This window comes from Arthrobacter pascens, assembly GCF_017052465.1.
Taxonomy (GTDB): domain Bacteria; phylum Actinomycetota; class Actinomycetes; order Actinomycetales; family Micrococcaceae; genus Arthrobacter; species Arthrobacter pascens.
This window is the reverse complement of the sequence record NZ_JAFHKT010000102.1, coordinates 11,951-22,372: the sequence shown is the minus strand read 5'-3', so window position 1 is coordinate 22,372 and position 10,422 is coordinate 11,951. Positions and strand designations below refer to the sequence as shown.

The window sequence follows — 10,422 nt, the reverse complement described above, 5'->3', positions numbered from 1 at the left end:
TCGTCTCGTCTCAGGTCACGACCAGCGCGCCGCCATTGATGACCACGGAGGGTCCGGACATGACGATCGAGGCGCCCTGACCGTTGCTGATCGTGATGCCGCTGGCGCCGATTACCAGCATGGCCCCGGTCGGTGTCATCACCTGCACCTGCTTGGCCGGCAGGTCCGACAGGGTCACGGAGACCCCGGTGGTCGTCTGGAAGTGGATATTGGGTGCCAGCGGGGTGGCACCCGCCAGTGCGAGGACCGGGAAGCCGGCGGCGTCCGGCCAGAAGCCGCCACTCCAGATCGGGTAGTCCGGGTCGCCGGCCTCGAACTCGACCCACACCATGCTGCCGACCTGGGGCAGGGCCACGACCCCGCCCATGCCCTTGCCGGCGAACGGCACTGCAGGCAGTGCCCAGGTGGACGGGAACGGTCCGTACCGGTCGGCCAGCTGGACCATGATCCGACCCTGGACCATCGGGTCGGTCGTGGAGAGCACCGTCGCGCGGTACTTCCCGAAGTACGCCGGTCCCGCCGTCACAGCGTCACCGTCGAGACGAGCGAGCCCAGGCCGTCGCGGGAGAGCTGGAAGCTCTGCTTCCACTTTCCCCGGCCGAGGGTGTGCGTGACGGACTTGACGAACCACAGGCCGTCGTGGGCGTTGCCGGCGCCGCGGACGCCGACCAGCGAGCGCGCTGCCAGCGGCCGGCCGTAGCGGGTGAGGTCCATGGAGCCGGTGGCGGTCACGGGGTCGGTGCCGCCGCGGCCGGCGAGTAGGCCCATCATCACGTCGGGGAGCTTCATGCGTTCGGACTCCAGCTGCTTGGTCTTCGTGGGCATGAGGGGGCGCGCCGAAAGCGGCGGCTTGAGGATGCCGAGGTCCGGCACCGGGACCGGCACCGAGAAGCCGGCGACCTTGACGAAGCCATAGGGCAGGACGGCCGCGTTGCCGTCGGCCGAGAAGCTCATGCTGTCGATGTTTGAGGCGTGGTCGAGGTCGATGCTCAGGGCCGGTTGCACCAGGCCGACCCGGACCGGCGGCCCCCAGTACGCCGTGTTCGCCCCGGGCACCGGTCCGGGGGAGACGTGGAAGTCGTAGCCGGCCTCGCGGGCGAGCTTCGTGGCGTACTCCAGGTCGGTGCCCTGCTGGTGGTGAAAGCCCTCGACGGGGTTCTCGGTCGCCGCGAACGGAGCGGGAATCGTGACGGGCACGACGCCGAGCGGGGCGTACTTGGCGAGCATCAGGGCGACCCGGGCGAAGGGCGGCATGGCTGGGTACGGCAGACCTGTGAGGTCCAGGAGGTCCATGTAGCCGGAGACGTCCTCGCCGGTGAGCACCAGCCGGTACTGGCCGGGGTGGGTCGTCGCGGTGACGTCCTGCCGCTTGATCGGGCCGTCGGCGAGCACGGTGGAGACGCCGCGCAGGGTGGCGACCAGCATCACCCGCACCATCGGGTCGAAGAAGCCCGACGGCAGCAGGGTCCGCGCGATGGGGGAGGTCTTGGAGTAGGTCAGGCTGAGCTGGAACCCGGACCGTGCTCCGACCGCGTGCGTCACGGTGGCGCCGTCGATCGCGTCGATCACCGCGGCCGGGGCGGGGGAGACCGCGATCGGCCCGATCTGGACCGACAGCGTCACGGAGCTAAGCGCGGCCATCGTCGGTGATCTCCAGGGGCAGGGGGATCAAGACCAGCCGGCCCTCGGTCCCGGTCAGGTCGCGAGGGTCTGCCTCGCCGCTGGCGTCCACGATCCGCCACCAGAGGAGCGGGTCGCCGTAGGCGTCGGCGGCCAGGGTGTCGGGGCGCTCGGTGCCGTCGAGACGGACCATCTCCAGGGGCTGGAAGCGTTCAGCGGGCGGCAGCATCCTGCGGGCGAGGTAGCGGACCACGGTCCCGTCGGCCAGGGTGCGGGTCAGTACTGGGACGTGCGCGTAGCGGCTCGAGGGAGGGAACGGCGTGCTCATGGCGCCCTCGTCAGTCCGAGGGCCTGGACGCCGGCGCCGCGGCGTGCCGCGAGCCGCTCGCGCCGCCGGGCCGCGGTGAGGTAGAGCGCGGCGCCTTTCGACCCGAACGGCAGGTCGTCGGTGGTCATCACCCGCAGGCCCAGGCTCACGCGCGCCAGCACCGGGTTGAGCTTGGTGTCGAAGGCCTCCTCGGTGACCGCGAACTCGGTGATCCGCACCGGCACCACGCGGTTGGCGCCGAGCACCAGAAGGAGGAGCGGCGAGGGCAGCGGCAGGATCTCCAGGGTTCCCCGGCTGGTGAGTGCCTCGGCGGCCTCCAGGTCCGCCACGGTCGGCGACACCATCGTCTCCAGTTCGGCGAGGTCGGCGGCGATGCCCTCGGCCGCGGTCGTGGTGTTCTGGGCCGGCTTCTCGAGCCGGTCGGTGGCGTCGAGGGCGATCTCGAGCTTCATCGTCTCTGCGGGCGGACCGACCAGGCGGGTCGGCTCGAGCCGGTCGCCAGCGTCCGCAGTCGCACCGCGTGGCGCCAGGGACCTGGTGAGGGTGTCGGGGTTGTACTGGAAAGGCACGGTGCGACGCACGGCGAGGCCGCCGGCGTCCATCACGATGAAGCCGCCGCGCAGCGTGCGGGGAGATCGCGGGAACGTGGTCATGTCTCCCGGGTCTCCCCTCGGCGCAGCATGTCGCGGACGACCGCGAGCGGGTCGATGTTCTGAGGCTCCATCCGGACCTGCGACAGGCTGGGCCAGGTCATCTCCCCGGTCTTCGACATGGCGATCCGGCCGATCGTGAGGCGGACGGTCGGGCCGATCTGGGCGCTGACCGAGGCTGCCTGATAGGTCCACCGGTGCGAGAAGAGGCCGTACGCCGCGTACAGGTCGGCCACCAGGTTGACCGTCGCCGACGCGGTGAGCTGCCCGGACGCGTAGGCCTCGGCGGCGAAGCTGAAGCCGCCCGAGTCATAGACCGCGTCCACGGCGATCCCGCCCTCGCCACTGATCCGGAGCCGGGGGGTGATCTCGACCCCGCCCTTGGCGCCAACGGCGCCCAGAGCCACCTCGAGGCCAATGTAGGCGCCGAAGGTGCCGTACAGCTCGGCGTACGCCGGGACGACGAAGCTGCCGCGGAGCCGCGCCCGGACCTGCGGGTCGTCCTCGAACGGGTAGAGCTCGCCGGAGAAGATGACGCCGCGCAGCATGATCGGCCCCACGCCGTACCCGAGGCCGAGCGAGCCCCGGATCTCGCCGTACGCGGTGACGGCCGGGACCGGCGTCGGGATGCTGAACTTCACCCCGAGGCCACTGATGATCGAGAGCTGACCTCCCTCGGCCGAGGGCCACCGCCGGCTCAGCTCGATGTCGTTGAGCCGCACCTCGCCGGTCAGCTTCACGCGGCGGTCGGCGGTCAGCTCGATGCCCAGCTGGGGCCGCAGGCTGGGAGTCACTTGGTAGGCGACCGTCCCGCGGCCGGTGAACCGCCCCCGGTCGTCGTAGGCGAGCGTCGCGGTGCCCTCGGCCTTCGGCGTGCGGATCGCGAAGGTGGCGGTGCCCGAGAAGCGGCCCTCGGTCTGGTCGGGACGCTGGTCGTAGTTGAGGTCGATGGTCGACTCGATGTTGCGCCAGCGGATCGGCGCATTGCCGTGCAGGTGCAGTCCCCGCTCGCCGTACGTCCCGTCCAGGCGGATCCGCTCCACCAGGGGCAGCGGATTCTCGATGATGGTGTGGCCGCGGTAGCTCACCGGGCCACCGCGCCACGAGGCGGTGAGGCCTATCTGAGTGTTGCGCACCTGGCTGACCAGCCCGCCCCGCGCGTACGGGGCGAACTGTTCACCCTCGGTGCGGAACCCGAGCTCGAGGTCGGCCGTGCTGTGGGGGATCGACGACGAGGTGGCCCGGATCGCCCCCTGCCATCCGGTGTCCGAGCGCCAAGTGACGTTGCCCGAGGCCGAGCTGATGCCGGGGATCGGTCGCGCAGGGGTGAGGTCGCCGCTGGCGATCAGCACGCCGCCGGTCATCGTCACCGAGAGCGCACCGTTGATCAGCGGTTGGGCGGCGGGTCCGACAGAGAAAGTGAGGCTTCCGCGCGGGACCAGCTCGGGGGACAGCTGCAACGCGAGCTCGCCGCCGGTGAAGCGGAACCCGGCCGGGAACGGCGACCGGAGCTTGTCCTTGTCGAGCGGGGCGACAAGAGCGAGGGTGTCGCGGCTGAACGTGACGTCGAGACGCCTGAAGATCGGGATCGTCGGCGTGATGAAGCCGGTGCCGCTGAGGTTGCCCTGCTCGTCGAGTGAGAGCTGGGTGAGCTGGCCGGGGCTCAGATAGGGATAGAAGAAGTTCAGGCGCTGGTCGCGGTCCTCCAGGCGCAGTTCGCGGGTCTCGCCGGCCGGCGCGGAGGTCGGCTCCGGCGCCGCGCCCTGGGGCGGCTGGGTGGCCGCCGGCGGACCGTCACCGGCGGCGGCCGCCGCGCGCCGGGCCACGAGGCGTACTCTCGCTCCCGAGCCGCTCGCCCGCATAGCCCGGCTGTCGAGCTCGGCCAGGACGGTGTCCTGGGCACTGTTGGCACCTTGGGCACCTCGTCGGTAGGTGGTAAGCCGCATCGCCGGGACCAGCCGCCGGTTCATGCTGTCGAGGGCCGTGTCGCCGGTGTCGCGCAGCGCCGCGGCCTCCGACATGCCGCCGGCCCGGAGGCTGACCGGCTTGCCGGCGGCCCGCGTCTGCACGTCGGTGCTGCCCAAGACCCGTCCGGCGCGCAGGTGGTCCTCGATGACGAAGCTGGGGTCGCTGGTGCCCTGGGGAACGGTGGCGGCGCGGAGGCGGATCTGCAGGTTCCGCACATTGGGGCCGCGCATATCGGACGCGCGGATCGCGTTCACGATCGCGACGAGCGACTGATAGGTCTGCCGTCCGGAAGCTTGGTTCTTGCTGCTGGTGAGCAACTGCAGGTTGGACGGGATCGAGGTCCCGCCGATCTGCTTCTCGACGATGTGGTCGATGTCGCACTGGGCCTGCTTCAGGTTGGTCCGCAGACGGTGGACGGTGTCGCGGACCGCCGGGTCCTGGAGGCTGGCGCGGACGGCGGGATCGGTCGAGGAGGTGAAAGCCCGGGCCATCGCGGCGGTGCTGGTGAACCCGAACTTGTTGAGCCAGACGGACTTGTAGTCCTCCGTGCCCTCCTTGTACGCCGCGACCGAGCCGCCCTCGATGAGGGGGCTGAACACCAGTCGGCCGCCGGTCCCGGCGTCGTTGTAGGCCTGCTGAACCCACGGCCCGGCGCCTTTCTCCAGGGGCAGGGTGAACTGGGGCATCTGGACGACCAGCTCGGTGGTGCCGATGCCCGGAGGGGTGTCGGTCAGGACGCTCATGCCCGCCGGCAGGCGCACGGCGGGGATCCCGGCGGGGGCAGGCTGCGTGGGCGAGACCGCGGGCGCGGCGGCCGCACCCGGAGCCGACGCGGGCGGCGGTGCCGGTACGGCTGCCGGCGCCGGGGCGTCGGTGGGGGCGCGGTGCAGGCCGGCCCGCCCGGGGTGACGAGTGAGCGTGGGCCGCTCGCCGCGGGCAAGGCTCGCGACGGCCGAGGCAGCCTCCGCCTCGGCGCGCGCGTGGTCGGGGGCGCCGCCCTGGAGGACGTGGACCAGCTCGTGGGCGAGGAGACCGCGTCCCTCCGGCGTCTCGGGGTGGAAGCCCGGACTGCCGAAGCCGACGTGGTCGCCGACCGTGAACGCGCGGGCGCCGGCCTCGGCCGCGGCGCGTGCGGAGCCGGCGCCGTCGTGCACGCGGACCGAGCCGAGGTCGTGGCCGAGCGCTGTCTCCATCTCCGAGCGCAACGGCGCGGGCAGGGGGCGACCCTCCTCCGCGACGACGGAGGCGACCGGTGGCGCCACGAACGCCTGTGCGTCCGGAGCCGCCGTCTGCGGGACCGGGCGGGCCGCCGGGCGCGGCACCGGCCTCACGGTCACCGGTGCGGGGCGCACTGCCTGGGCCAACTGCCTCACGGACCCACCTCCGCACCGGCGGCGCCCGCCTCGCGGCGGACCCGGCTGGCGACCGCGTCCGCCACGAGGTCCGCGGGTCCGGGCGCGGCGGCCGGACGACCGGTGAGCGCACGCTCGATTGCCGCCGGCAGGGCGTCGGCGACGCGCTTGGCCTCGATGGTCGAGCCACCCACCACGCGCAGGGTGCCGACCTGGACGCGCAGCTCGCGCGGGGCGGTCACGACGGTTCCGACCAGGTCAGCCGCGGCATCGGCAGGTCCTGCTTGCGCATCTCCTGGCCGAGCTCGGCCTCGATCATCGTGCGGGTCACCGACGTCCCGGCCGCCGCGGCGAGGAAGGCCGCGCCGAGGGCGACGTTGCGGATCGAGCCGCCCGTCAGCGGCAGGCCGGCCAGCCGTTCCCACTCGAGCGGCTCGACCGGGGTGGCCGCGGGGAAGGCGGAGCGCCACAGCCGCAGGCGCTCGGCCTCGGACGGCATCGGGAAGTCGACGACGAACCGGAAGCGGCGCAGGAAGGCGGGGTCGATCGCCTGCCGCAGGTTGGTGGTGACGAGGGTGAAGCCCGAGAACTCCTCGATGCGCTGCAGGAGGTCGCCGACCTCGGCGTTGACGTGCCGGTCGACGGCGTTGCCCACGCTACCGCGGGTGCCCCACACCGCGTCGCCCTCGTTCCACACCATGACGGCACCCGAGCGCTCAGCGTCGTCGAAGGCCGCGGCGATGTTCTTGGAGGTCTCGCCCACGAACTTCGAGATCACCTGGCTCAGGTCGATCGACATCACCCGCAGGTCGAGGGACGCCGCGATCACCTCCGCCGCCATCGTCTTGCCGGTGCCGGACGGCCCCGCGAAGAGCGCCGCCACGCCGCGTCCGCGCCAGCCCTCGCGCCCCCCGAGCCGCGCCGCAAAGCCCCAGTCGTCCAGGACCTGGGCGGCGAACCGCACGTGCGCCTCGACCCGACGGAGCGTGGCCTCGGTCTCGGGCTGCAGGACCAGGTCCTCCCACGTGTACGCCGGCTCCACAATCCGGATGCCGGGCCGGGGGACCGGAGTAACCGCGCGCGCGGCGACGTGCCAGAGCGCCGCGGACGCCGCCCCGGGGTCGTCCCCGGCCGCGTCGATGGCCGGGCCGGCGGTGCCCGCGGTGCGGCCCACCGTCGCCTCGTCGAGCCGGAAGTGGGCGGCCACCGAACCGAGCCCCGGACCGACCCGGCGGGTCCGCTCCGGTCCGAGCTCCCGCGCCCAGCGCAGCAGCATCGCGTCGGGGCCGTCCGGCCGCTCGGCCAGGACGTGGACGCCGCGGATCAGCTCTTCCGGCGCCTGGGATCCGGCGAGGACGACGTGCCCCAGCACCCGGTCCAGGAAGCTGCCGAGCCCAGGGCGTGGCCCGCCCGCGTTGTCGTGGACGACCAGCGCGATCGCGTCGAGCGCGGCCTCCCGGCTCCAGCGCAGCGCCAGGGACTCGATCTCGTCGGGGTCGTCGGGCAGGGAGGTGGCCGCCAGCGACCACGGCAGCAACCCGAGCGTCCGGAGGGCGCGACCGAGCTCAGCGGTCCCGGATCGACGGGCTAGGACCAGTGGCGGCACGCCGAGAGGCCCTCGGGTGCCGAGCGCGGTGGAGAGCTCCTGCGCCAGCCGCCGGCTCGCGCTGGAGACGGCCGCGAGGCCCTCGTTGCCCGGCTGGGGCTCGCGCATCCCCGGCGGTGCATCGGGCAGCAGCTGCATGCGCGCGGTCAGCACCGGGTCGAGCACGGGGTCGCCGATCAGCCGGTCAACCAGCGCGTCGACCAGGCGCATCCGGGTTTCGATCCGGGGCACCCTCTCGGTGGTCTCCACCAGACCGAGGCGCTGCAACGGCGCAGACCGGGCCAAGGCGGAGACGTAGAGCCCGGGCACCACCCGGCAGGCTAGCCAGAGCGGCAGCCCGGCCCCGCCGACGCCACCCTCGGTGTCGACGGCCGTCGACACCGCCCGGGCGACCTGCTCGCTCGCGGAGGCCGCCAGCAGCAGCGCGACCAGCTCCGCCTCGGGCCGGGCCAGGGCGAAGCCGGCGACCAGCCGGCGTACCGAAGCATCGCCGTCCTGCGCCTCCCACCAGCGCCACCAGTCCGCGAACGGGTCGGGTCCGCCGGCCAGGGCGGCCAGGGCCGCCTCGCGGCTGACCTGGAGGCAGGAGCGTCGGTCCACGGTGGTCATGGCGTGGTCACCACGTCGGCCGGGTCCGCATCCGCGCCGCTGACGTCGGGTCGGACGCCGATCTTCAGGTCATCCACGTTCTTCATCTCGGGCAGGTTCTCGTCGACCTCGAGGAACACGGTGGTGACCAGGAAGTACGCCGAGGGCCGCAGCGGTGACTGGAACGCCGACCAGATCCGCGTCGACATGTCTAGGTCCACCGGTTGCTGGCTGATCGTGATCTGCTGGGGCTGCTCCTGCGGGTCATGGAGCTCCTCATCGGGGATCAGGTCGGTGATCCTGGCCGGCGTGCCCGGCACGGCGACGGCGCCCAGGATCGCGGCGATCTTGGGTCTCGGCACGACGCCGAACCGGTTGAGGGCGGTAATCCCGAGACCGAGGAGCACTTCACGCTCGAGGTCGAGTCCGGTGGCGGCCAGGAGGTAGTGGAGGTCGACGGCCAGCGGGGACGGACCGACGCGCTTGCCGGCGGAGCTGACGTGCGGGTCGTACATGTTGCGCCACGCGGGGTTGAGCGCGACGTGGTGGCAGAAGAGGTGGAGCCGGGCGGGCTCCGGCTGCGCGGCGCCGCCACCGGAGGGGTTCCCATTGGTCGGCGACGGGCGCGGTGGCGGCTCCACCGACACGACCGGCGCCGTCAGCGTGGCCGGGTAGGACAGGTTGAGCCGTTGTTGGAGGATCCCGCGCAGCACGAAGGTCGTGGCCGGGATGGCGAAGCGGGCGCTCATGCCAGCCGCCCTTCGCCGGCCGACCGGTCACGCAGGTAGTCGGCGAGCGACGGGCCCGGTGTCGGGCGGATCGCCGTGGGCCGCGGGGCGGTACCCGGGTCGGACGCCAGCCGGACCTCGATGCGACCGATCTCGACGAGGACAGTCGGTCCGCCGCCAGCCTCAGGCTCAGGGGGGACAGGTTCCTCGGTCGCGGCCAGCTCGACCGGTCGCGCGACCGGACGAGCCTCGTGGGCCGCCTCGGGTGCCGGAATCGGTTCGCGCGGCGGGGTCGGGTTGGACCGGTCCACGGGCACTGCCGCCGTCGCCGCCGGGTGGGGCTCTCGTTGCTCCGGGGCAGGCTCGGGCTCGGGGTACGACGTCACCGGCTCGGCGGGCGCGTGCTCGCGGATGTCCGGGACCGGTGGGCTCGGGAGCCCGGCTGGCTCCGCTGGCTCGACGTGCGCCGGCGGTCGGGCGGGCTCGCGTGCGACCACCTCCTCGGCAGCGGGCTGCGCGGCCAACCGTTGCGGAGCCTCCTCGGCGGGCGGAGCGGCCGGCTCGGTGGTGGCAGTCGCCGGTTCGGGGCGGCCGACCGGCGGCTCGTCCTCGGTCGGCTGCACCGGCGCATCCTTTTGGGTGCGCGGATGTGTCGGCTCGGCCACCGAACCCGACGTTTCGGCCTCGACTGCGGTATCGGTGTAGGCGACCTCACCGCTGGCCAGGTCGGGCCCGTCGGGCTCGAAGTGGGACCTGGGGCGGGGACGCGCAGTATCGGTCCGGTCGTCCGCCGGGCGCTCCCAGTCGGCGGCCCTGGCGAGCGCGTCGAGATAGGTGGGGTGCTCGGTCACGACGACACCGCCGTGAGGGATCTCGCCGTCGCCCGGGGGTCGACCAGCTCCAGGTAGCGACGGCGCCGGCTCGTGGGCAGGGCGAGGATCGTCTCCTCGGTCCAGCCGTACGCGGTCGCGAGCGCGTGCACCTCGCGCAGCACGCGGTCGATAAACCGGTCGAAGTCGCGGGCGACGAACTCGACCGGGTCGACCGAGACAGCCAGGGGGGCGCCGCAGCCCACGCAGTTGACGTCGACGGTGACGTCGCCGGCCGGGTCGGCCTCGTCCCACGCGGCGGCCAGCCGGGCGAGGTCCCCGGAGCCGAGCAATGGGGCGCCACCGCCCACGTGGGTGCGCTCGGCCAGACGGCGTACGGCGTCGTCGTAGGCCAGGCCGTGGGTGGCGTCCAGGTCCTCGACCGTCGGCAACCGGAAGGTCTCGCGCGCGGCACCCGCCTCGACCGCGACGACGTTCTCCGGCACGGGTGCAGGCAGGTCGAGCACCGCCTCCACGGGCACCGGGAACTCGCTGTCGGTGGCGCAGTGCCGGCAGGTGACCACGGCCTCGAGCGCGGTCCCGACGAGGTCGCGGTGCAGCGCGAGCAGCTGCCGGTGGTGCGTGCCCAGGGTGACCCGGGCCGCGGCCGGACCGTCGAGGGCGACGAGCAGACCCACCACGCGCTCGTGCGCGGAGCCGGTGGCCGGCGGCGGCCACCAGCGGATCAGGTCGGGGACAGTCAGCCCGGTCAT

10 protein-coding genes are annotated in these 10,422 nt (G+C 73.2%); all 10 read right to left on the bottom strand.

The features are described 5' to 3' along the window. Positions 1-10: 10 nt before the first annotated feature. Entirely contained in the window at positions 11-526 is a 516-nt protein-coding gene (locus JYA52_RS02350) for a phage baseplate assembly protein V (protein WP_205651545.1), read from the bottom strand. Next, positions 523-1,641 (bottom strand): hypothetical protein, encoded by a 1,119-nt coding sequence (locus JYA52_RS02345; protein WP_205651544.1) that lies wholly within the window; start codon positions 1,639-1,641, stop codon positions 523-525. Before JYA52_RS02345 ends, JYA52_RS02350 begins: the two co-directional genes overlap by 4 nt. After that, positions 1,628-1,948, bottom strand: coding sequence for a hypothetical protein (locus tag JYA52_RS02340; RefSeq protein WP_205651543.1), 321 nt, complete (start codon positions 1,946-1,948; stop codon positions 1,628-1,630). Before JYA52_RS02340 ends, JYA52_RS02345 begins: the two co-directional genes overlap by 14 nt. Continuing rightward, the gene (locus tag JYA52_RS02335) at positions 1,945-2,601 is read right to left on the bottom strand and encodes a hypothetical protein (protein WP_205651542.1); all 657 of its coding nucleotides are present in this window, start codon (positions 2,599-2,601) and stop codon (positions 1,945-1,947) included. Before JYA52_RS02335 ends, JYA52_RS02340 begins: the two co-directional genes overlap by 4 nt. Beyond that, positions 2,598-5,828, bottom strand: a complete 3,231-nt coding sequence (locus JYA52_RS02330) for an eCIS core domain-containing protein (protein WP_307869284.1) — start codon at positions 5,826-5,828, stop codon at positions 2,598-2,600. Before JYA52_RS02330 ends, JYA52_RS02335 begins: the two co-directional genes overlap by 4 nt. A 107-nt stretch (positions 5,829-5,935) precedes the next feature. Then, positions 5,936-6,112 carry a hypothetical protein gene (locus JYA52_RS02325; protein ID WP_205651540.1) on the bottom strand — a complete coding sequence of 59 codons (177 nt, stop codon included), beginning with the start codon at positions 6,110-6,112 and terminating at the stop codon, positions 5,936-5,938. A gap of 44 nt (positions 6,113-6,156) precedes the next feature. Next, the gene (locus tag JYA52_RS02320; protein ID WP_205651539.1) at positions 6,157-8,133 is read right to left on the bottom strand and encodes an ATP-binding protein; all 1,977 of its coding nucleotides are present in this window, start codon (positions 8,131-8,133) and stop codon (positions 6,157-6,159) included. Continuing rightward, a complete protein-coding gene (locus JYA52_RS02315) occupies positions 8,130-8,861 on the bottom strand; it encodes a Pvc16 family protein (RefSeq protein ID WP_205651538.1) in 732 nt (243 codons plus the stop codon). The genes JYA52_RS02320 and JYA52_RS02315 overlap by 4 nt, the downstream gene beginning before the upstream one ends. After that, the gene (locus JYA52_RS02310; RefSeq protein ID WP_205651537.1) at positions 8,858-9,691 is read right to left on the bottom strand and encodes a hypothetical protein; all 834 of its coding nucleotides are present in this window, start codon (positions 9,689-9,691) and stop codon (positions 8,858-8,860) included. Before JYA52_RS02310 ends, JYA52_RS02315 begins: the two co-directional genes overlap by 4 nt. Further along, entirely contained in the window at positions 9,688-10,422 is a 735-nt protein-coding gene (locus tag JYA52_RS02305) for a hypothetical protein (RefSeq protein WP_205651536.1), read from the bottom strand. Before JYA52_RS02305 ends, JYA52_RS02310 begins: the two co-directional genes overlap by 4 nt.

Excerpts from the sequence above, each read along its gene's own strand:
- JYA52_RS02345 (WP_205651544.1), bottom strand. The coding sequence starts at position 1,641 with ATGGCCGCGCTTAGCTCCGTGACGCTGTCGGTCCAGATCGGGCCGATC.
- JYA52_RS02340 (WP_205651543.1), bottom strand. The coding sequence starts at position 1,948 with ATGAGCACGCCGTTCCCTCCCTCGAGCCGCTACGCGCACGTCCCAGTA.
- JYA52_RS02335 (WP_205651542.1), bottom strand. The coding sequence starts at position 2,601 with ATGACCACGTTCCCGCGATCTCCCCGCACGCTGCGCGGCGGCTTCATC.
- JYA52_RS02320 (WP_205651539.1), bottom strand. The coding sequence starts at position 8,133 with ATGACCACCGTGGACCGACGCTCCTGCCTCCAGGTCAGCCGCGAGGCG.
- JYA52_RS02315 (WP_205651538.1), bottom strand. The coding sequence starts at position 8,861 with ATGAGCGCCCGCTTCGCCATCCCGGCCACGACCTTCGTGCTGCGCGGG.
- JYA52_RS02305 (WP_205651536.1), bottom strand. The coding sequence starts at position 10,422 with ATGACCGGGCTGACTGTCCCCGACCTGATCCGCTGGTGGCCGCCGCCG.